The sequence below is a fragment of the Lentilactobacillus buchneri genome, from assembly GCF_018314255.1.
Taxonomy (GTDB): domain Bacteria; phylum Bacillota; class Bacilli; order Lactobacillales; family Lactobacillaceae; genus Lentilactobacillus; species Lentilactobacillus buchneri.
The window spans coordinates 1,668,328-1,691,337 of sequence record NZ_CP073066.1; the positions used below are offsets into that span (position 1 = coordinate 1,668,328).

General features: G+C 44.4%; 19 protein-coding genes. 12 read left to right on the plus strand and 7 right to left on the minus strand.

The features are described 5' to 3' along the window. The first annotated feature begins 20 nt into the window (after window positions 1–20). Both xylB and KE627_RS12350 read left to right on the plus strand, forming a co-directional pair. Window positions 21–1,532 (plus strand): xylulokinase, encoded by a 1,512-nt coding sequence (gene xylB / locus KE627_RS07840; protein ID WP_056939257.1) that lies wholly within the window; start codon window positions 21–23, stop codon window positions 1,530–1,532. 106 nt (window positions 1,533–1,638) lie between these two features. Beyond that, window positions 1,639–1,881 (plus strand): HsmA family protein, encoded by a 243-nt coding sequence (locus KE627_RS12350; protein ID WP_225424178.1) that lies wholly within the window; start codon window positions 1,639–1,641, stop codon window positions 1,879–1,881. Between the two features lie 123 nt (window positions 1,882–2,004). On the opposite strand, the gene KE627_RS07850 is transcribed toward KE627_RS12350, so the two are convergent. Together KE627_RS07850 and KE627_RS07855 are read right to left on the minus strand one after the other, a co-directional pair. Beyond that, the gene (locus KE627_RS07850; RefSeq protein ID WP_013727226.1) at window positions 2,005–3,405 is read right to left on the minus strand and encodes an amino acid permease; all 1,401 of its coding nucleotides are present in this window, start codon (window positions 3,403–3,405) and stop codon (window positions 2,005–2,007) included. A 205-nt stretch (window positions 3,406–3,610) separates the two neighbouring features. Next, window positions 3,611–4,057 (minus strand): Lrp/AsnC family transcriptional regulator, encoded by a 447-nt coding sequence (locus tag KE627_RS07855; RefSeq protein ID WP_013727227.1) that lies wholly within the window; start codon window positions 4,055–4,057, stop codon window positions 3,611–3,613. 172 nt (window positions 4,058–4,229) lie between these two features. On the opposite strand from KE627_RS07855, the gene KE627_RS07860 reads away from it, so the two are divergent. The 3 genes from KE627_RS07860 (at window position 4,230) to KE627_RS07870 (ending at window position 6,378) form a co-directional block, all read left to right on the plus strand. Beyond that, window positions 4,230–5,450 (plus strand): MFS transporter, encoded by a 1,221-nt coding sequence (locus KE627_RS07860; protein ID WP_013727228.1) that lies wholly within the window; start codon window positions 4,230–4,232, stop codon window positions 5,448–5,450. Window positions 5,451–5,753: 303 nt separating this feature from the next. Further along, a complete protein-coding gene (locus tag KE627_RS07865) occupies window positions 5,754–6,077 on the plus strand; it encodes a hypothetical protein (RefSeq protein ID WP_056939258.1) in 324 nt (107 codons plus the stop codon). Window positions 6,078–6,117: 40 nt separating this feature from the next. Then, window positions 6,118–6,378: a hypothetical protein gene (locus tag KE627_RS07870; RefSeq protein WP_056939259.1), complete on the plus strand. Its 261-nt coding sequence runs from the start codon at window positions 6,118–6,120 to the stop codon at window positions 6,376–6,378. 106 nt (window positions 6,379–6,484) lie between these two features. On the opposite strand, the gene KE627_RS07875 is transcribed toward KE627_RS07870, so the two are convergent. Next, complete coding sequence (locus tag KE627_RS07875; RefSeq protein ID WP_211772854.1) at window positions 6,485–7,756, minus strand: ISL3 family transposase; 1,272 nt, start codon at window positions 7,754–7,756, stop codon at window positions 6,485–6,487. A 305-nt stretch (window positions 7,757–8,061) separates the two neighbouring features. Here KE627_RS07875 and KE627_RS07880 point away from each other — a divergent pair, with 305 nt between their 5' ends. The 5 genes from KE627_RS07880 to KE627_RS07900 all read left to right on the plus strand — a co-directional run bounded on the left by KE627_RS07880 (window position 8,062) and on the right by KE627_RS07900 (window position 14,126). Continuing rightward, on the plus strand, window positions 8,062–9,369 hold the full coding sequence (locus KE627_RS07880) for a hypothetical protein (protein ID WP_056938740.1): 1,308 nt from the start codon (window positions 8,062–8,064) through the stop codon (window positions 9,367–9,369). Between the two features lie 150 nt (window positions 9,370–9,519). After that, entirely contained in the window at window positions 9,520–10,344 is an 825-nt protein-coding gene (locus KE627_RS07885) for an aldo/keto reductase (protein WP_056938739.1), read from the plus strand. Between the two features lie 99 nt (window positions 10,345–10,443). Next, a complete protein-coding gene (locus KE627_RS07890) occupies window positions 10,444–11,085 on the plus strand; it encodes an SDR family oxidoreductase (RefSeq protein WP_014939408.1) in 642 nt (213 codons plus the stop codon). A gap of 356 nt (window positions 11,086–11,441) precedes the next feature. Continuing rightward, a complete protein-coding gene (locus tag KE627_RS07895; protein ID WP_013727233.1) occupies window positions 11,442–12,170 on the plus strand; it encodes a hypothetical protein in 729 nt (242 codons plus the stop codon). A gap of 633 nt (window positions 12,171–12,803) precedes the next feature. Beyond that, a complete protein-coding gene (locus KE627_RS07900; RefSeq protein WP_056938738.1) occupies window positions 12,804–14,126 on the plus strand; it encodes a glycoside-pentoside-hexuronide (GPH):cation symporter in 1,323 nt (440 codons plus the stop codon). Window positions 14,127–14,233: 107 nt separating this feature from the next. Here KE627_RS07900 and KE627_RS07905 read toward each other — a convergent pair whose 3' ends face one another. The 4 genes from KE627_RS07905 to KE627_RS07920 all read right to left on the minus strand — a co-directional run bounded on the left by KE627_RS07905 (window position 14,234) and on the right by KE627_RS07920 (window position 17,397). After that, on the minus strand, window positions 14,234–15,004 hold the full coding sequence (locus KE627_RS07905; protein ID WP_013727235.1) for an ABC transporter permease: 771 nt from the start codon (window positions 15,002–15,004) through the stop codon (window positions 14,234–14,236). Continuing rightward, entirely contained in the window at window positions 15,001–15,651 is a 651-nt protein-coding gene (locus tag KE627_RS07910) for an ABC transporter ATP-binding protein (protein WP_013727236.1), read from the minus strand. The genes KE627_RS07905 and KE627_RS07910 overlap by 4 nt, the downstream gene beginning before the upstream one ends. A gap of 227 nt (window positions 15,652–15,878) precedes the next feature. Beyond that, the gene (locus KE627_RS07915) at window positions 15,879–16,685 is read right to left on the minus strand and encodes a hypothetical protein (protein WP_056938737.1); all 807 of its coding nucleotides are present in this window, start codon (window positions 16,683–16,685) and stop codon (window positions 15,879–15,881) included. Window positions 16,686–16,785: 100 nt separating this feature from the next. Further along, complete coding sequence (locus KE627_RS07920; protein ID WP_056938736.1) at window positions 16,786–17,397, minus strand: TMEM175 family protein; 612 nt, start codon at window positions 17,395–17,397, stop codon at window positions 16,786–16,788. 249 nt (window positions 17,398–17,646) lie between these two features. Here KE627_RS07920 and KE627_RS07925 point away from each other — a divergent pair, with 249 nt between their 5' ends. Beyond that, window positions 17,647–19,515: a DUF5776 domain-containing protein gene (locus tag KE627_RS07925; RefSeq protein WP_013727239.1), complete on the plus strand. Its 1,869-nt coding sequence runs from the start codon at window positions 17,647–17,649 to the stop codon at window positions 19,513–19,515. A 318-nt stretch (window positions 19,516–19,833) separates the two neighbouring features. After that, on the plus strand, window positions 19,834–22,974 hold the full coding sequence (locus tag KE627_RS07930; RefSeq protein WP_225427163.1) for a MucBP domain-containing protein: 3,141 nt from the start codon (window positions 19,834–19,836) through the stop codon (window positions 22,972–22,974). Window positions 22,975–23,010 lie beyond the last annotated feature (36 nt).

A 23,010-nucleotide genomic window follows, 5' to 3' on the forward strand; every position in this document is an offset into this window, starting at 1 on the left:
TTTTTCGAGGAGGAGAAGATATGACTGAATGCGTACTGGGTGTCGATCTAGGCACCAGCTCTGTTAAAGTAACTGCGGTAAGTCGGACTGGTGAAATCATTGCCCAGGAAGGAATGGATTTCCCACTACAACAGCCACAACCGGGTTACGCGGAACAAGACCCCGAAGACTGGGTCAGTGCCACGACTGTTTCAATTGTTCGACTCATTTTAAAAGATAAGCTCACCCCCGACCAAATTGTCGGTATCAGTTATTCCGGTCAGATGCATGGGCTCGTCTTGCTCGATAGCAATAATGAAGTCCTGCGTCCAGCCATGCTTTGGAATGACACTCGTTCTACCCAACAGCGCCAAGAGATCATGGCTAAAATGGGTAGTCGGTTCATAGAAATTACCCATAACAAGCCGTTGGAAGGCTTTACGCTGCCCAAACTGTTGTGGGTGAAGGAAAATCAGCCCCAGATCTTTCAGCAGGCTAAAACGATGTTATTGCCAAAGGATTACCTAAGGTTCAGAATGACTGGTCAATTGGCAATTGATTCCTCGGACGCAACTGGAACTGTGATGTTTGATGTCGACAAACAGCAATGGAGCAAAGAGATTTTAGATGCATTTGATATTCCCGAGAAGATTTGTCCGCCATTAGTCAGATCCATTGATGAGACGGGGAATATTAATGAGTGGTACGCAGAATATTCTGGATTATCCACCCACACCAAAACCTTTGGCGGCGGTGCTGATAATGCTTGTGGCGCAGTGGGTGCCGGCATTGACGGACCCACAAAGGTGCTCTCCAGCATTGGAACTTCCGGAGTGATTTTAAAATATGAACCCCAAAAGGAAACCAATTATGATGGCGTGATTCAATACGAGGACCATGCCATTCCCAATGCCTATTACTCAATGGGCGTTACCTTGGCCGCAGGATTTTCACTGAGTTGGTTCAAAAAGACCTTTGCCGAAAACGAGGACTTTACTGCAGTCGTGGATAGTGCCGCCAAATCAACAGTCGGCGCTAATGGGTTGCTCTTTGCCCCGTACATTGTTGGTGAGCGGGCGCCATACGCCGATGCGGACATCCGCGGCAGCTTTATCGGCATTGACGGAATCCATCAGCGCCACGATTTTGTTCGCGCCGTATTGGAGGGAATTATCTTTTCCTTCAGAGATATTTTGGATTTGTATGAGGCGAAAGGAAACCAATTTGAGACAGTCATCTCGATTGGCGGCGGAGCCAAGAGTCCCCTCTGGCAGCAGATCCAGGCCAATATTTTCAATGTCAAAGTGGTCTCCCTGCAAAATGAACAGGGGCCGGGACTGGGAGCTGCCATGCTGGCTGCGGTTGGCCTGGGATGGTATCATGACATCTCCGAGTGTGCCAAGACCTTTATCCAGTTCAAAGATGTCTTTTTACCTGAGCCGGATAACGTGGAAAAGTATCGTCAATTGCATCAAATTTATCGAAAAATTTATCCAAGTACCAAAGAAATCACGCATGAGCTGGTTGATTTCCGACGAGATAATCAGCGTTAGCAACCATCCGATGGAACTTCGAAACTGCAGGTTCCATTTTTTATTTAAAAAAGGTGACGCGATGTCACTCCCAAAAAAACAACTCAACTTTATGGAGGAATTCATCATGGATTTCAAATTAATTGTCGCAATCATCGCCATCACCTCGGGGGCTGCCACGCCTGTCCTGCATTTGGTAACTGGTTTAGCCGCAATTGTCTTGATGGCTTTTCATTTTCTGTGGGCCGGTTACGTTTTATGGCTGGGGAGTGAAAAGTCCAAACGCAATTTCCACAAGTTCAGCTTGCTTGTATGGCTGTTCTGGCTGATCCCGTACGTTGCCGGGTTGGTAATGGGAATGAGCAACTAAGCAATCGGACACGAAAGGGTCAAAACACCAGTTTGATGATGTTTTGACCCTTTTGACAATTAGTTTGGTTGAAAAGATTATTTTAACGACATATCTGAAATTAAAACGAATGCCATTTTTCAATTAATCATTCTGAGCTTCGGCAACCGCCAAACTGCGTTGATGCAGGTAGGTTACACCGCCGAAGACAACTGTCCAGATGATGGCACCGACCGCACCGATAATATCTTGTGGGATGAAGAACAAGGTCACAAAGATAATGGCGAAGAAGGCAATGGTGAGGGGGCTGGTGAAATTGTACCAAGGCATTTTGAAACCATTTGGCAGAAAGTCACTGGATTCACGGTATTTCCGATGAGCCATCATTGCCAAGGCGTATACCAGGATATACATGTCATTTGAAGAACCAGCAACGATCGTAAAGACTGAGGCCGTGGCGTTGGTCAGACTCATCAACGGGGTAATCAAGAGGCACAATGCGGAAAAGCCAATCGCAGCGGCTGGAACCCCATTTTTAGAAATCTTAGCAAAATGGCGGTTCATAAAGCTATCCTTAGGCGTCTCAGTAGCCAGCTGGTAGAAGTGACGGCCAGCCGAGAAGATAAAGCTGTTCAAAGACGATGAAGCGGATGTCAAAACAACAAAGTTAATGACAGCTGCTGCTGCCGGGAAGCCGGCTAATTTGAAGACCTGGACAAATGGGCTGCTGGCAGGCGTCAAATGGGTCCATGGGATGATGCCCATGATCACGATTAAAGCGCCAAAGTAGAAGATCAAAATTTTCAGTAGCGTTTCGTTAACGGCTTTTTTGATGATTCGATGCGGTGTTTCGGCTTCACCGATGGTAATGCTGACAAATTCAATTCCTTGAAAGGCAAAGAAGACCATTGGGAAGGCTGAGATGAAACTCAAGCCACCGTGAGGGAACATTGAGAAGTTATGGAAAATATTTTGAACGGATGCGTGGCCAAGTGGGGTGGTCGAGTGGGTAAACATCATGAAGACCCCGGTGGCGATTAAGGCGACAATCGCGATGATTTTGATTAAAGCGAACCAGAATTCAGCCTCACCAAAGACCTTGGCGGCGATTAAGTTAACAGCTGCCAGCGTTCCTAAGAACACAATTTGAATCAGCCACGACGGGATATTTGGGAACCAAAACTGAACATATGTAGAGATGGCGGTAATTTCTGCCATGGCACAAAATGAAAGTCCCAGCCAGTAAGTCCAGCCGGTAAAGTGGCCGACGGTGGGTCCTAAATATCGGGTAATGAATGAGACAAATGTGTGTTGTGATGGATCTGAATAAAGCATTTCACCGATGGCACGCATCATTAAGAAGAAAAAGATACCTAACACTAAATAGACTAATAAAATTGATGGGCCGGTTTTACTGATGGTGGTCCCGGAACCTAAGAATAAGCCGGTTCCAATCGTGCCTCCGATAGCGATCATCTGAACGTTGCGGTTGCTCAAGGAGCGGCGGGTGCCGTCTGCGTTTTCAGTTACTTCTGTTTTTTGCATGAATAAACTTCCTCTCTGTTGGTAATGATGAATCAAATTAGAGGCCTCTAATTAATTTGTCATTATACTAACACCACGGTGTCTAAATCGGGCATTTTAGAGAGGAAGTTTTCAGATGATTTTGTGATTTTGATTATTTTTTCATGAAAAAAAGGCAGGATTGCCGGTTTGCCTATGAAAATAAAAAACTTTTTGCAGCTCTTGACTATTCGTCGTTTTCCGGCAGTTTTAGTGGGCGAGGGCCAATATTCGTTGTGAAGGCAACGTTTGTGTGACTGTAGCCGAACTCCTTAAGAGACGCGTTGAATTCATTCAGTTCGGTCATGGTTTTATAGAAAACCTTCAGCTGAACCGAGGCGTCTCCGGTGATGTAGTTGCATTCCACCACATTGGGAATTTTTGAAATGAAGTCAACAAACTTAGGCATTTCAACGTAACTAACGTCAATTCGGACAAATGCTTTGATCAAATAGCCCAACTTTTCGTAATTGACATTGGCGGTATAGCCGTTGATGAACCCATGATTTTCAAGATTTTGCAGGCGAACGGACGCGGATGGCGCGGAGATGAAACATTTTTCAGCGATGCTCTTGATGGATGCCCGGCCGTCTTCTTGAATGATATTTAAAATTTTGCGATCTAATTTGTCCATTCGTTTTCTCCTTAAAAATAGTTTGCGTACATTATACCATTCACCATTTTGAATGGTTTTGAGAAAGCTCGTTGGTAAATGCGTCATGGTATTAATGATAATTGCCACATACAATGAGAATGGCTATAATGAATTTTGTATCTAAAATTCGAATTTAGTAAGGTCTTGAAAAATGATGAAATCGAAAACACCACAATGGAAGAAAAACATGTGGGCGCTTTGGTTCGGCAACTTTGCCACCGGTGCCGGCGCGAGTATGTCAATGCCGTTTCTGCCGCTCTTTATCTCCGAGATGGGCAACTTCCCCAAGTGGCAATTAACGTTATATGCCGGGCTGGCATTCTCAGGCGTGTTCTTGAGTCAGGCGATTGTCTCGCCAATGTGGGGAAATCTGGCTGATAAAACCGGTCGAAAACCAATGCTGCTGAGAGCGGCGATCGGGATGACGATTAGTGCCACACTGACAGGGTTGTCGCCGAATGTCTGGTTCCTGATCATTATTCGTTTTATCCAGGGAACTTTCTCGGGATATATCAATAATGCCTACGCGCTGATTGCCAGTGAAGTTCCAACTGAAGACAGCGGTAAGACGATGGGAACTTTGACGACCGGAAATGTCGGTGGGCAACTGATTGGACCGATTATTGGCGGATATCTTTCTGGTATTTTTGGCTACCGGCTGCCATTTTATATGTTTGGGTTCATGATGTTTCTGGCATCACTGTCGACTTGGTTCTTTGTTAAAGAAGACTTCACCCCAATTAAAAAGGGTGCCAAGACGGGAATGAAGGATGCTTTTCGAGGGATCGCTCACAAGCGCGTGGTCTGGGCAATGATCATTTCATCAATGCTGGTCATGGCTGCCACGACCTCCATCAACCCAATTATTAGTTTGTTTGTCAAAGAATTAATGCATAGTCATGGAAACGTAGCCTTTACCAGTGGGGTGATCGCGGCACTGCCCGGGATTGCGACGATTTTTGCAGCACCTTATTTAGGTAGATTGGGCGATCATATCGGACCTGAGCGAATCCTGTTGGCTGGGCTGATCTTCTCGGCGGTCGTCTTCTTTCCAATGTTCTTTGTGACTACGGTTGTGATGTTGGGTGTGCTGCGATTCTTGATTGGGATCGCCAATGCGGCACTGCTGCCGATTACTCAAACCGTCATGACACTGGAGGCGCCGGCCCGTTCGGTGAGTCGAATTTTTAGTTACAACCAGTCCTTCCAGGCAATGGGGGCGGTTGTTGGCCCCATGCTGGCATCAGGGGTTGCCGGGATTTTGGACTATCGATACGTTTTCTTGATGACCACGCTGTTGGTATTAATCAACATTGTGGTGGTTGTCGTTGCTTATAAGAAGGACCATGTTAAGGTTGTTCCAAATCAATAGTTTTTGTGCGCAACTTTTTACTGATTATTTTGTTGACTTTACGTTCCTAAAACCGTATCTTTATGTTAGAGGCAGATGATGGCAGATAGGGCTGTGAAGAGGGATAGTATGGCCACAAAAAGTTTCCAAACTGATTTTAAGTTTACCAGCAAATCTGGTCATGCGCTCGCAGAAGCATTCGTGCATTCTCGGCGAGTAGATATTAAGATTACCCAACCAGTAAACAGGTACACTGACAATAACTCTGAGCAATTCCATAAAAAGTTCGATAAGTTATTTGCTCAGAAAGTGAGAAAATAGAATATGGCATTTGAAGTAGTTTCATTAGGAAAGCTGCTAGAGAGCTACCCAGAAGATAGCATTCGCCAGCAGCTTTCTTCTTTTTTGCCTATAAATGATGATGTGGCTCACTTTATTCACGATACTGCGATTCAATTTGAAAAGATTGGTTTATCACGAACGACACTAGTTTATACGTCAATAAAGGGGCAATTAGTTATAGCTGGGTATTTTTCCATATCTTCGAAACCACTCTCGATCTCCAAGAAAAACTGGCACCATTTGAGTAAAAGTGTTCAAAAAAAGGTTAATGCCCATTGGTTACAAAACTGCTCAAGACAGCTATGAAGTTTCCTCCATACTTCTTGGCCAGTTGGGGAAAAATTTTTTGTATAAAGATCAAAATGTTATCACAGGTGAAGAACTGCTTGGCCTTGCTTATGAGGAAATTAAACATGCTTGGAAAGCAATCGTCGGTACCATGTTGTATCTTGAAGCAAAAAATGAACCACATTTGAGAGACTTTTATACCGCTAATGGATTTAGCCAGTTATTATTAAAGAAGAGTGATATCGACAAACAACCCACGATTCCATATGTTTCTGTCAATGGGCTTCACTTATATATTAAGAAACTAAGCGATATTTGATCAGACATTGTCCAATCCATTGTGTACTGCAATCAAACCAAATAAGACCATCAAAAAAGTGGTTCTTCGTCAACTGTTGTTGGTGAACAAAATATTGGAGTTCTAATCACTTGGTGATTAGAGCTCTTTTTGTATGAACTCGAAAAGCGAACAGCACTCTTAGCCGGAATCTGAAGAAGTTTCGGTAACCAAATCCAGTGCGTTTAATGACTTTAATCTTGTTGTTTGAACCTTCTAAGGGCCCGTTGGTGTAATGGTGAGTAAAGGTATTGCCAATTTCATCATGATGAGTCGCTAGGGTCTGGAGGGTTGCCAACATCTCTTCCGAGCAGCCCTCTAAGTGATGGAATACTTGATTATAGTTGGGCCAATCACGGTTTTTGATGGTTTCACGTAACCGATTCATCACGTTGTAAGTTTGCTTGAGCTCGGGATCAATGTCCAATAAAGCATCAACCACATCAGTGGCAGTCGCTGGATAAGGGAAGTTTGTCCACTTACGGAAAGCTTCGTAGTTGAGGTGATTTTCCGGCGTTAATAATAGTTTCCAATAGCGTTTTAGGGCGTGATACTCGCGTGAGGAAGTCGCCAGGGTTTTCATGAGGCGCACCCGCGTCTTATTAAAAGCTCGATTTAAAGCGTTAACCAAGTGGAACGGATCGATGACAACGATGGCGTTCGGAAAGATCTGCCCCACCAATTTGGGATAGGTATAGTTCATATCGGTGACGATAATTTTCACATTTTCTCGCGCAGCCTGGTCGTAATGCTGGAAATACTTTTGAAGCTGATAGATGGTCCTAAAGGGTAACAGGTCGATCAATTCGTGGGTTTCCGCGTCCATAAATTCAAAGCTCATCGCGCCGGTGGCGCTCTTAGTGCTTTTAACTTCGTCCATGAGGAGAACTTTTGGTAAATAGTGCCAGTTGGTTTGAAAGTCCCGTTCAGCGCGCAAGAGCTGCCGACCAACGAATGAATCCGAAGTGGATAACTCATCGGCAATGTGTTTGAGCGAAACCGGTTCGGTCAGTTTTTCTAAGCATTGTTTGCGGGTCGTATTTGAAATCGTGCAGTGTTTCGGCACCGCATTCGTCTGCGCCAGGAAATTGGTATGACAAGCCTTACAGTGAAAGTTTCGCCGATTGAGACACAGGATAACGGTGCTGCCCAATGTTTTTGCGAATCTAATGGTGGTCTTCCGCCAACCATAGCCAATAATTTGGTGATCATTGATAATCCCACAATTGCGGCATGCCTTGGGGGTGTAGTTTAGGGACCCCACCAATCGAATCACTCCATCATCACCCACTTGTCCTTCCTCAATTATTAAGTGTTCATCATCTATTCCTAACAACATTTTCGTAGTATCATTTGACATAGGGCATTTCCTTTCTTGACTTAATTCTGTGGTGGGAGCAAGTTAACGGACGGGAGATGTCCGCTTTTTTATTCTAATGATAAACAAAAAATCTGTCATCAGTAATAGATAAAAATCTATTACCAACAACAGATATTGTAGAACCAAAAAAGTTGGAGTTTATCTCCAACTTTTTGTGTCCCTTGAGTTACAACCGCGAGTCGATTTGGTTAATTCCCCCGAGAACAGTACCATATTAAATTGCAAAATGGTAATATTAACTTAATACAAATTGTGCGACAAAAGGATATTGAGGAGTGAATTTCATGATTTTGAGTTTCAAAAAATCATTGTATCTTGGCCTGGCAGCAGTTGCGATAGTGGCCGCAGTTGAATTAACAACCACTGATGCCAGTGCCAAATCATATGCTAGAATCACATCCAACCAGGTGATGCAGACAGCCCCGCAGAACCGTAACGTGACGACCAACGGGACCAATGCGCTTTACACCAAAGCCGGTACCCTGCGCGGTGCCCGAATGATTGCGTCTAAGTATACGTTGCAGCGATATGGCAGCTCCAAGCTTTCCAGCCAGTATTTCCGGGCTTACCGGGTCGCCACGACTAATCGGGGTGCGGTTTACTATAAGGTTGTTTCATTCAATGGTGTTTACCGTGGTTGGATCTATGGCGGGCGAGTAAACGGGACCTTTGCCGGTGGTTTGAATCCGGCCAACACAATGGTAAATGCGAATTTGCCTTTGCAAAAGACCGGCTACACGTTGACCAATCCACAGAAATACACACTGTGGGTCGATCCCAAATGGTCACAGTATAAGGCCAAACAATTTGACATGAGCAGCTATAGCGCCAATGACACCTTTACAATTACCGATGCGGCTGTTAAGACCCGCGAACAATATTTATACTATAAAGTCATTGATGATAAAAATTCCGCGATTGTTGGCTGGGTCTATTCAGGTGGCGTGGCAGCTCCTAATTCCCAACAGGCAACTAAAGATAACAGCGTCAAGATTAACTATGTAAATCCAGCCGGCCAGTCCGTTGGGGCTTACACATGGATTATTCAAAAGACAGATCTAAAAGCCGGGGCTACCATGACCGATGGTGACAAGCTGGGGGATATTCTCCAAAACAGCACTCAACTAAGTGATGTGGCCACTAAGAACGTGCCAACCGGGTATAAGATCAGTGCCACCCAAAGCCCAACCAATCAACCGGCTAACTTCACCGTTGGATCAGAGGACTATCTGGTCTATGTCGATCCGATCAAGGCCAACTTCCTATCACCGGTTGCCTATTATCTGACCAATACCGGTCAACAAATTAGCCCATCTCAGCTAGTGGGCAATACCTATCCGATTTTGATAGACGCCCAGATGACGATTTTCTCAAGTCAAACCCAGGGAATCGTGCCAGCTAAAGTCTTTGATAACGCTTTGTTTGCAGACCCTAACAAACTGGCTTCCTTGACCGGCGTTTCGGTGAAGAATGCTGACGGTACGATGACTACACCAATTTATTACTTCAACAAGCAGGCGACAATTGCCGCCAACACAACAGCTAGGTATGGCGATACTTTGAAGCTTTATTATACGCTGCCGCAGAGATAATCTAAGATGGCATTCAAATTCATTGATGAATTTGAATGTCATTTTTGTTTATAAACTATCAAAATACCAGTTCTGAAAGCTTTTTGCTTACTTTTTCCACCGGATTAGCCCATAATATAAATACTCTAAAAAGTAAAGGGAGGCATTTGGATGTCGATTTTAACTGATACCTATGAATTAAATAATGGCATTAAAATTCCCAAAGTGGGCTTTGGTACCTGGCAGATTCCGGGCGGCCAGGATACTTACGACGCTGTCAGCATGGCCCTTCAGGCTGGCTATCGTCACATTGATACCGCAAAAGCCTATCGAAATGAAAAGAGCGTTGGCGAGGCAATTCTTGATTCGAATGTGGACCGGGAAAACGTCTTCGTAACATCAAAATTACCAGCCGCAACCAAGTCCTATGACGGGGCGATTGCGGATTTTCGTTCCACAATGAAGGCCTTGAACCTATCTTATTTGGATTTGTACCTAATTCATGCTCCGTGGCCATGGGGCGAACGGGGATCGACCAACTATGATGAAGCCAATGTGGAAGTCTGGAAAGCCATGCAGGATATTTATGCCAGTGGTGAAGTGAAGGCAATTGGGGTTTCTAATTTTAATGTCCATGATCTTCAAAACATTTTGGCTCATGCTGATGTTCAACCGATGGTGGATCAGATTCGCTACTTCGTCGGCTACACCGAGCCTGAAACAACCCAATTTGCCCAAGATAATGATATCTTGGTGGAGGCATATTCTCCACTTGCCACCGGCGGCATTCTGGAGAACTTAGACATTAAAAAGATTGCTGACAGATACGGCGTGAGCGTCGCGCAATTAGCCATTAAGTTCGTCCTGCAAAATGACGTGCTGCCATTACCTAAGGCAACTCACAAGAACCATATTGAAAATAATACCCAATTAGACTTTACGATTAGTGCAGAAGATATGAAACTTTTGAATGGGCTGACAGCAACTGATATGTAATATAGAGAAATCTTGAACGGATCGCACATTTGCGACCCGTTTTTGTTTGAAATTTGTTACAGTGGAGTTGAATCCTAATTGAAAAGGGGAAAATCATTTATGGCAAATGTATTGATTTTAGGTGCTAATGGGCAAATTGCGAAGTTGGTTGAAAAACAATTGCTCGATGAAACGGACCACCAGTTAACGTTGTTTCTGCGGCAGGCGAACCGGATCACGGTCGCTGATCCCAAACGTGAAACCGTCATTGAAGGGGATGCCACCAATCGACAGGCAATCATCAAAGCCCTCGACGGCATTGATATTGTTTATGCAAATTTGAGTGGCAAAAACATTGAAGACCAGGCCAAGGCAGTTGTCGGTGCCATCGATCGGACCAACGTTCAACGATTGATTTGGATTTCGACTTTGGGAATCTATGACGAAGTTCCCGGTGCGTTTGGCAAATGGAACCATCAGCAGCTCGACGGTGGCTATCTTGAGCCGTATACCGCAGCTGCCAAGGTAGTCGAAAACTCCGATTTGGACTACACGATTATCAGGCCAGCCTGGTTATCGAATAAAGACATTGTGAGTTACGAAACCACCGAAAAAGGTGAACCTTTCAAGGGGACCGAAGTCTCGCGCAAGAGTATTGCCGACCTGGTTGTTAAGTTGATTAACCATCCAAGCCAAGCAATTCGCCACTCTTTGGGTGTCAACCAACCGAATACGGATGGGGACAAACCCAGTTGGTACTGATTGTCTCGATTTGCGTCTGAATGTTATCTAGTAGAACTGTGCGCCAATAAGCAGCTTCCAGTGTATAAGGAAGGCTAACCGCTTATTGGCGCACACTTTTTTGTTCAAAACTTACAACTCTCTAAAAAGGTTTGCGATTTTGTTAAGGAAAGTGCAACTTTATCACTTGGTTTGCGTTTTTAAGTTGCGTTTAAGCTGCCAACGATAATCTAGTGACAATCAATAACGAAGGGAGCAATGCCAATGCCACATCAGCCATTCAAACAAAGGTAAATCATCAAGCAGCACTTCAACAAACATTTCAACTTAACAAAATCGATTCACTAAAAAATGAAACCAAAAAGGAGATCATCAATATGAACTTAAAAACAATCTTATACGCAACCGGTGCCGCAATGGGAATCTTCACAACGAGTGCAGTGACTGGCGCAACTGCCAACGCTGCCGTTACCCCAACCCCACAATCTCAACAAGCTAATAAAACAAATACCAACAGCCAAACAGCTAATGGCAATAAGACCCAATCGAACAACCAGTCCAAGAGTAACACTGATCAAGCTGCTAAGAAGACGGATCAGAGCAAGACGGATCAGAATAAAGCTGCAACGACAACGCCAACCAAAACGCAAACCACACCAGCCAAAACCGGAAACCAAACCACTACGCCAGCCAAGTCAAATTCGAGCAGCAATCAGCAGGCGAATAATTCAACTCCTGCCAAAACTACGACCCCAGCTAAGACAACGAATAGTACAGCCGCTACGACCACATTTGATCAACGAGCCCCAAGGCTAACCGGTTCAGCTTATAAGAGTGAAAATGCCGGGTTTAAACCAACTGTTCAAAATAAGCGCGCTAATAAAAATGTGACTGTCAAATACTCAATTAACACCTACGAATCTGACGGTTCAGCCAGCTCCAAGCCGTTCCAAATTAAGATTTACAAAGACGGCAGCCTTTACAAGACGATTAACGCATCTTCTGGTACCGCAACCGGGTCATTCAGCGCTCCTAAAGGTACTTACACCCTGCGTGTCTACACCAGCCAATCAACTCATTACACTGGCGGTTTATCAGTTGAATAAAAAAATCAAATAAATTTTAGCCATTTAAGCTTCGTTTAAGTTGGCTGAGGTAATCTATAGACAATCAAATAAGAGAGGAGGGAAACACCAAGCAAGCACATCAAACCAAACCCCTAATATGATTTCTAATCAGCTCCCAGATGACTGTCTATGCGAAAGGAAGGATGAACTGTACATGTCAAAAAAGACCCTTTTAAAACCCAAGTTTAAATACGCATACGGTTCCAACCAGCATCAAAGATTTGTGGTCTGGAGCTGCTACTAAAACCAAGTACCGAGTTAATTCAAGACCGAGCGCTGGAACTCACTAACCCATTGAAAGGACTGATGCCATGGAGAATAATCGGATTTACTAGCGTATCACAATATAATATTCACCCCTCAAATAATTACTAAGAAATACCCAACAAGATTGACAAGATTCTTAACTTCATGAAATACCCCTCAATATGAATTGAATAAGAATTACCCCTCAATATGAAATATAAAATTCCCTTAGAAAGTCCTGTATGCGAGCAGGGCTTTCTTTTTGTCTTCATTCAAATTTTTAACGTGCATTTGATTGTTGGTAAAAGCGAAGTTGCGTACAATTAGTTTAGATGTTTTAATTCCTAACAAAAGGTGGTGGCAATCTTGAAGTCGAGTGCTGAATGGTCAACCAGGTGGACTGAACGGATCAGCTATGGATTAAGTGATGCGGCTGACAATCTGATTTTTCAAATGATGACGACTTATTTGCTGTTTTTTTACACCGATGTCTATGGTTTGACACCCAGTGCGGTCGCCATCTTGTTTGTGGTCGCCCGAGTAGCTGATGTCGTCGAAAGTTTTATCATCGGTATCATGATTGACCACACCCATTCAAGATTTGGTAAGAGTCGGCCGTTCTTTCTGTGGTATTCGGTGCCTTACGCGGCCTTTGCGATTCTGACGTTTGTCACACCGAATTTCTCCTATGGCGGCAAACTGATTTGGGCTTACGTGACCTATCTTGGTCTGGGATTCTTATACACCGCCGTTAATCTGCCAATTACATCAATTCTGCCAACGATGTCACAGAATACTCGTGAGCTGACACTGCTTGGGGTTATCCGCCAGTTCTTTGGCAGTTCAGTACAAATCATCGTGGCAGTTTTCACACTGCCTTTGGTTTGGCTATTCGGCCACGGCAACCAGCAGAAGGGATTTCTGGGAACGATTATCGTGTTTGGAATCATTTCACTTTTTTTGATTCTCAACACCTTCGTGCACGTGCGTGAACGCTTCTCCAATCCACACATTGCCCACCAACCGGTCAAGGTTGTTTTGAACATGTTAGCTCACAACCAGCCGTGGATTATCATGTCGATTGTGATCTCTATGTATTGGCTGGTCACGGCGATTAAGAATCAGACGACCATTTATTACTTCAAGTACACCCTTGGCAATGAAGGACTGGTTCCTTGGGCAAATGGCTTTACCTTGGCCGCTTTAATTGGCGTGTTAATGATTATTAGACTGACCGATCACCAAAGTAAGAAGAAAACAATGTTACATGGGATCTTGATTGCGTTAACCGCGCAGGCGATTATTGCTGCCGGCGTGTATGGTAAATGGCTGCTGGTTTTGTTTGCCGGTGTCTTTATTAACTCAATTGGAAACGGCATTATCATCGGTCTGGTCTCAATTATGATTGCCGACACTATCCGATACGGTGCCAGCATGGGGATTCAGGCAGAAGGTATTTTAGCTTCAACGGATGATTTTGGCGTTAACTTTGGTCTGGGAATTGGCGGCTTGATTACGGCCGGCTTGTTTCACGTGTCGGGTTACGTTGCCAATCAGTCACAGAATGCGGCGACTTTGTCGATGATTAATTGGAACTATGTTTGGATTCCACTGGTGATTTATATCGGGATGTATCTGGTGTTGAATTTATATGATGAACAGCGAATTATTGATGCCATTGAAAAATAAAATTGTGGTGAAAGTCGATTTGATACCGCAATCTAACTAAACAAGGCACCCATTTCTGACCTTGAAATGGGTGCCTTGTTTAGTTGAATGACCGGTTCCGGAAACATTTACGAGTGCGGCGTCCTCAACTGCATATTGGTATTAAAAAATTGTGGATACGCCAAATAACACGATATCGTACTGCCAATACTAGTGGCCGCCATGAGCATAAAGGTGACCATGATCTGGTACATAATCGCCTTCGTAGGGTCAACACCAGCAAAGATCAGACCAGACATCATACCGGGGAGGCTGACAATCCCCACGGTTTTTGCCGAATCAATCGTGGGACTCATCCCAGTCCGAATTGCTTCTCGTACGACCGTAATGGCGGTTTGGTAACGCGTCGCTCCCAAAGCCAACCTTTCCAACAACCCTTGGCGCTGATCATGGAACTGGCTGTTCAAGCTTCGGTAGGCCAAACCAATCGCAACCATCGCATTGCTGGCAATCATACCGGAAACCGGCACGATTTGACTGGGAACAAAGGCAATCGCTTTCGCCAAAACCAGCAAGCCAATTGTAACCCCCGTGGCAACGGCAATGGCAAGCAGACTGATCACAAAAGCATGGGGAATGCCTTTGGCACGGCCTCTTGCATTCCAAGCTGCGTTGAAGACAATGATCGCTACCATGAGAAGTGTCAGCCAAGCTCGGTTAACTGAGATGATATAGGTCAGGACGTAACCGACAATTGTCAGTTGAATAACGGCACGGATGACGCCGATTACCAAGTCTTTTTCAAGACCAATTTTTTCTTTGAGGCTGATAAAAAATGCGACAGCCACTAAGGCAACTGCAAAAAATAAAGCGGTCGGGGTAACAATCAGGTGATTCATGCTGTCACCTCCATTCTGCCGTCAACAATGGTGATAAGCCGATCGGCTGCCGCCAATTCAGACTCATCGTGCGTGACAGTGATAATCGTGACGCCTTGTTTGGTAAAGTTGGCCATCACTTGATGGACAGTGTCCTTTGTTGCCGCATCCAGCCCAGTTGTAATTTCATCTAATAACAGCACCTTTGGCGTGAAGATGAGATTGCGAATCAACGCGACACGCTGCTTTTCACCACCAGAAAGTTCCGTAATGTTCTTTGTCAGCATATCGGCAGGGAGATTCACATCTGCCAAAGCTTTTACCATCCGATCGTGATTGACCGGCTTTTGGCGAATTTGGAAAGGAAAGGCCAGATTGTCTTCAACTGTCTCACCAAAAAGACTGGGTTGCTGATAGCAATAAGATACCATGCGACGGTACGCCGTCGTTTCATATTCTTGTTGTGGCTGACCCGAAAATATAATTTGGCCTTCTGTGGGTGTGAGCAAGGTGGCTAATAATAACAGTAAGGTGCTCTTACCTGACCCGGAAGGACCGGTAATGGTCACAAATTCTCCCGGTGCCACCTTAAAAGAAATATTAGCCAATAGCGTTCGTTGTGAGACTGTTAAGCCAACGTTTTGTATGTCAAAAATTGCCTCTGCCATTTTTGATTCCCCCATTTTCGTTTTCTATTATTGATTGTAGAGGATTGCAAATACAATGTCACTGATAATGATTATTAATTTATAATCATACTAAATTAGCTTGTGAGTCGGCGTGACAGTCGAGTGCTTGCCGTCATGACATAAGTTGAACGCTAAGAAAAAGTGCCCCAAATATCATCTATCATCGTAAAATGGTATTTGGGGCACTTTGATTTGGACATTATTATTTATTCTTTCGCACCAGCTAATTCAAACAGCTGAGCCATTTTGGCGGACCCATCAGCGTGGAAGCTGAAGGCAACTTCACTGTAAGTTGCCCAATTATTTAACTCGGTGTCTCGGTGTTCGGCGTCGCAGGTCAGCAGTTCATGGCTGGCTGTTTGGGCAGTCTTTTTATACGATACATAACCATTGGAGTTGTACACCAGAATTGCCCCTTGGCCGGAATTGTAAGTCGTGATGCCATATGGCGTGAAATAAGTCGGCAAAACGGCCATACACTCTGCGTAGCCACTCCCCGAGGCATTATAGGACTGGCCATTTGGACGAACGTGACTTAGCTTGGTCCACAGTTCTTTGGAACGGACAACAGTTTTAGCTTTCAGTGAAGATCGATGCTTAAAAGCCTTGAGTCCTTTCGTCAATCGATAAGCATTAATTTGTTTCATGTACTGTGTGTCAACCTTGCGAGCCAATGTTGATTCCTTTATGTACTTCACGGTTAGCGAGCTTGGCATGCTGGCATAGGTGTAATTCTGCTGAATCTTGTGGGGTAAATAGCCCTTGATTGTTTTGACATAGCCGGACTTAGTGGCCGGATAACCGCTGGTCGTATACGTGTAGGTGGTACCAAACGCATTAATACCATTTGAAATGCGGGTATACGTAATGGGTGCCCGCAAAGTTTGCCCCGATGTTGAAACGTAATTAACCGTCATAGTTTTGGCGGCTTTAGCGTTGCTGCCAAATACGGCAGCCGAAACCAGTCCCAACGTCAAAGCGATGATTGATAACAATTGACTGCTTGATTTCATCTATATCCCCCCAATACGGATCGAAATTATTAAGAATTTCTTAAGTGTTTGCAAATTCATTATAGCAAATTATGCCGGAGGGCGTTCAAGAAAAAATGAATTATTTCGTGATTCTTCGAGTCCGGATGAAATTAATGATTCGGGCACTCGTGGTAACCGTTGTCCGCAGCGCAATCCCGATGATCACCACAATTAGGAAGTACTGCGGTGCAAAGTAAGAAATCAGCAGGTATAGCAGACTGAATCCGAGCATGATCTGAGCCGATCTGTATTCTTCGCGGTCATGAGCCGACATTTTGATCCCATCTGATTCACCGATTTCAATAACTTCGTGGAACATGATTGCCTGGGTCAGGTTCACCAAAATAATGATGACTGAATAAGCCATTGTCGGCAGCTGGTGGCCAAAATCGTCATTTAACCAAGAGGTCGCAAACGGCGTCAAACTGATGAAGCAAAGGTAATAAATGTTGGTGATTGTAATCAAAGACGTTGTATGTTCGATGCGACTAAATAGTTCCTGGTGATAGACCCAATACTGAGAAACAATCCCAAAACTAACAAAATAAATCACCAAATGTTTGATCAGATCCAGCATTGGTCCCTGCGCTGTACTGATTGGTGTTTTGATGTCCAACACCATAATGGTTAGAACCACAGCAAAGATCTCGTCCGAAATACCAATTAAGCGTGATTTTGAATAGTGAAACACCCCGACCATCCCCCTAGATTAGTGTATGAGCTTATTTTACAGCTCTTTAGTCGGAGAGGGTAGTTTAGTTATGAAATAAATGGTTGGTTATTGTTCTTTTTAATTTGTAGGTATATTCAATTATTGACCTGCAATGTCATTAACATATTGTTATCAATATCAAATCAAATTAGTTATGTTTTTTAGGATAGTGTGATAATATTATTTTGTAAATTAAACGGGAATGGAATTCATATAGGAGTGATACTTATGCGTGTTTTAGGGAAGAGTTCATTTATTACACGGTTTCAACAGGCGTGTGTGGCCGTGGTAGCATTCTTTGCAGTTTTAACAGGCCTTGGATTTTCAACAACGTCCACGGCCAGTGCTGCAACACCTTCAAAGGATATTTTGCGACCGACACTTGCGATAACTGGTGATGACGCTAATGGGAAGCAGCAGACGATTGCTTCAATCCAAAGTGTTGCCGATCCAACAACTACTCATGCCTTGCTGAATGTCGATAAATATTCAAACATATATGCGCGGTATTCAGTTACAAATGACTTGGGATATTCGTTGCCGGTTTGGAATTTTGTCCATCTTCCGTGGTTGTTTGATCACACCGCCAATAACCCAAAATCCTTAGTTTTTGACCCAAGCCGAGGGAACCCGGAAATGAAGTCAATTGGGTTTGCCAGCGATCTCAAAGAACCAATGATGGAATCATGGTCATATTCTCAAGACAGCAGATACGTTTTACAATATACACCATCAGAAGACTTAACAAGTATTTTTTATGGTGGAATGACTGACACAAGTAGTGTTTGGCCAATTCAGATGGCTGCAAATGCAAGAGTTGAGATGACAGTTCCATTGAAACTGGCACCGGATTTTGATTTTAATCCATCACGTATCGCTCGATTTAGAAGTGAAATGCAATTCTATACGGACAATACCAGCGTGGATAAGGTGGTAAAAAATGAAATTACACTCCAAATTACTCGGACTCTCGACGTTGCCGACTTCGAATCCGAAACCTACGCAACGTTAACCAACGCGGATAAATTCGAAGGGATCAATCATATGTTTGATGCTGATGGTAAGGAACAGCCGGACAAGACCAAAGCCGACGCCAAGATCACCCCAACTGATCAAAAAGGCATTTACGATGTTGCCTACACTTACGATGGGGTTACCAAGAAAGTGAAGGCCACTGTCAAAGATCAATCAACCATCGAGGCTGGCGACTTTACCATCTCTCATGGCAGCAACTGGGACACTCAGAAGTTTAATGGAATTAAGAGTTTGACCGACGCTAACGGCAATAAGGTTAAATCGCCAGGTAACGTGAAGATTACCAATATCAAAGACGCAGCCGGCAAGGATGTCGACAAGGTTGACACCAACGCTGCAGAGAAAACCTATACCATCACTTACACCAATGGTGGCGCTTCTCAAACTGTCAAAGTAACCATTGGCAAACGGGCCAGTGTGGTGACACCACCTGCCAGAAATACAGGTTCGACAAGCAGCACAGTGAAGGTTCCGGGACGACCAGTTACGGATAACTCCAAAGCTAGCGGTGGCAATACCCAGACATCAACAAACCAGCAGCCTGCCAACAATTCGCAACCAGAAATTCAGGTTTCACCAGGGGTCGCTAAGAAAGGCGCTGCTGTGTACGCCAAGAAGACAATTTATCTGCACAAGGGCGTTAATTTCAAGAAAGCGGACCGCTTGGTTAAATATCACAAAGCACAACGTGTTGATCGACCGATGTTTGTGGTCACAGGATATGATTGCTCAAGCAAAGGTGCCTTAAGATATAAGGTTCGGGATGTTAACCATACCAAGAAATCTGATGGTAAGATCGGCTACATTACGGCTAACACCAAGTACGTTGTCAACGTATACTACCAGACCATGCCAAAGAAAAATCAGCTCACGGTGATCTCGAAGAAAGGCGTTCATGCCTATAAGAACGTCAACCTGACCGGGAAGACAAAGACTTATAAGAACGGTAGCCATCTGCGGGTCAAGAAGATTGTCAAATATCATTTAACGACTCGTTATCAACTTACCAATGGTGACTACATCACCGCCAACAAGAAATTAATTATTCAAGGAAATCACTAAATTATTTTCCAGAAAAAGTCCTGGCATCCGCTGCTCAGGACTTTTTTGATGGGTAAAATTCTCATTACAACCGATTTGCACACAATTGTAAGCGCTTTGTACTTAACTGATCGACTTCCCCTAACATAATCGTTATGTAATAATATATTAAACAAATTAGTACTAAAAGTAGGAACAAAGTGGTACTATGTGGGTGGAGTGGGGAAAGTATGAATATCAAATTATGAGGGAGTGTTTATGATGGATAGCCGAATTAGCAACTCATCAAATTTGAAGTTTCGAACAAAACACAGACGGATATGGAAGATCCTAACGGGGATGGTTACCACAATCGCAGTCGCGTGCGGATTGGGATTCATGCACGCTTCTGCCGATGATGTGACCAACGTTATCCCGCGGACCGATGAATTCAATATTAGTAAAGTGAATCCACTGCAATACACATACGTCCATGAGAGTCTCAGTCACTTGGGAGGGTGGCAGGGGGCAGCTTATGCCGCCGCAATTCCTAACGACGCCAAGGGAACTGATCCGAAGACCGGCAACTCGTACGTCAGTGAATGGATGCCGGATCCTGGACTTGAGTATTTCATTTGGCAGGCAGCCTTTGCGGACAAGTACAAAACGGCGGAAAGCTTTTTTGCCAACTTTTCAAAAAATGATTTGAAGGATCTTGAGTCACTTTATAGCGAAATGGGCCCACAAAATGCCGGGACCGACTCAAATCCAAAACCATCCCAGTATTATATGGCTTTAATGGGAATGAATTCTCTTGAGGGACTGCAATATGCAACGAATCTCAAACAGATTAATCTGGATCCCAACGCGGCTGTCAGTGCGGCAGCGTTTGGGACAGGTACCAAAAATGGAAATTTGTGGGATATCAGCGCGCTGAAAAATTTGAATCAATTACAGTCGGTGATGATCCAAATGTTTTCAATTAACGACGTCTCCGCTCTGGCCAATAAACCTAATTTAACCAACCTTTCGTTGACTTACAATCAAATTGCCGACTTGTCACCTCTGGCAACTAACAAAGGCAATAAAGGACTGAATTTGAAGACAGGGTTCAATCACCAGCACATTCTTTTGGAACCGGTTACTTTGCGGGGCAGTGCCGCTACGGCTGCTCAAACGTCGTTTACGACTCCGTCCTTTATCATCAAGGATCTGGAATCCGCCAATTTACCGGTCAAGGCGTTTGACATCAAAAGTGAAAAGTCTGATTACCCAAGTTTGTACCCAAGCACCTCTGATGGCGGCAACATCAATCCAACCACTTTGACGTGGACAAACTTCTTACCAGACAAAACCAACTTGTATGGTTCGTTGTCCAGTCACTGGACCGATCCCAACTCTGATTTTGAAGGCTGGATTATGGTACCTTATCAGTTTAACCAAACGGTCGGGAATGTCTTTGTGAACTATCAGCTGCTGCAGTCCAATGGAAATCAACTCCAGTTGGCCCCAACCAGCACAATGGCCGGAAATGTGGGGGATGCCTATAATATTGGCAATAATCCTAACACGGCTTACACCCTGAATAAATTAATGGGAGAAGACAAACGGGTGGCAATTGGCGTGTTTGATGGCACCGGCTTATATGCCGATTTCAAAGCCAATAACGGTAAAGCCAACGCGGTTGGCCAGTCCGGAACGTACACCGATCTTCCTCAGACCCGGACGATTGTGTTTGCATCGGATTCATCAACCGTCACAATCAACTACGAGGACCAAGACGGCAACAAGCTCCAAGATTCAACGGCGGTTACCGGCAAGACCAATACTGATTTTACCTTACCGACAATTCCTTCAACAATCACCAAAGATGATCAGGTATACACTTTGAAGGGGCTCAAGGAAGGCCAAACAGTACCAGCGAAATTTGATTTTATGGACATGTCACTGACCTACGTGTATGAAGTCAAGCCAACCGAAGCCAAACCAGTCACCGTTCGGTACGTTGACAAGGACAATATGCCTCATGAGATCGGGCCACAAAAGGTTTTGACCGGCAAACGGGATGACACCTTTAATGTGAACAGTGATGATTACAAGTTGACCATTCCAGGCTATACATTCGCAGGTATTTTGGGCGATGCGACAGGAAAATTTGGTGACGATGCGCAAACGATTTACATGCAGTACACCAAGAATCCTGTCCAGCCAAAATCAGTGACCATTCGGTACGTCGATATTGACAACCTGCCTCACGAGATTGGTCCTGAAAAAGTGATTACCGGAAAAATCGGTGACAACTACAACACCACTGAAGCTCAGTACAAACTTGCAATCGATGGGTATACCTTTGTGGATATCCAAGGAAATGTGACGGGTCAAATCAGTGAACAGGGGCAGACGGTCTACTATCGTTATAAACGGGATCAAGCGAAAAATGAGGCTAAACCGATTATGATTCGTTACGTTGATGCGGACAACATGCCTCATGAAATTGCGCCAACCAGAACTGTAGCCGGCATCATTGGTGACAAATATGATGTCCGTGACAATATGTATAAACTCAGCATTAATGGTTATACCTTTAAAGATATCCAAGGGGATGCTACCGGGACCTTTGATGCCACTGGCCACACGGTCTATTATCGTTACACCAAAGATAAGGCCACCCCAGTGACGCCGCCGGTTAACCCACCAGTAACGCCGGTAACCCCAACACCGACACCACAGCCGACGCCACAACCAACTCCTCAGCCGAAGTCAGAACCGACTTCACAGGAGACGGTGACGGCACCAAATGAAGCCGGCAAGATTGCCAAGAAAGGTGAAGCGGTCTATTCACTGAAGAAGATTTACCTGTATCGGCACGCTGATTTCAAGAAAGGCGAACGAATTGCCAGCTATGCCAAAAAGCCGCGGGTAAATCGGCCGATGTTTGTCGTGAGCGATTATGCCAAATCAAAGAACGGCGCCCTGCGGTACGTGGTGAAAGATGTGAATCACCACGCCAAATCTGATGGGATGAAGGGGTATATTACCGCTCGGTATGCATACGTCCGCCCAGTGTATTACCACAGCAAGCACCAAGTTCTGACAGTCATTAACCCAACCGGCGTCAATGAATATACCAACCGAAATTTGACTGGTAAGATTAAGAACTTCAAGCAGGGCACTCAACTCAAAGTGAAGGGATTTGTCAAACATAACCTGACTACCCGATACCTGCTGAGTAATGGACACTATATTACCGGTAACCGGAAGCTGGTATTTGCCGGCAAACTGGTTCAACCAACCAAGATTAAGGTTAAACGGTCGATTTACTTGTACAACAACGTGAACTTGAATAAACGATTGAAACACATCAAGGCAGGAACTGTTTTGAAAGTGAAGAAGTGGGATTACTCCCATCAATATTCAACAACGACCTTTGGTGCCAAACGATATCTTGTCAGTGGTGGATATGTCACCGCTAATGGACATTTTGTGAAGATTGTGAAATAAGGCCGTATTAAAAGCTTCGGTGTCAGTAGTTGGCAT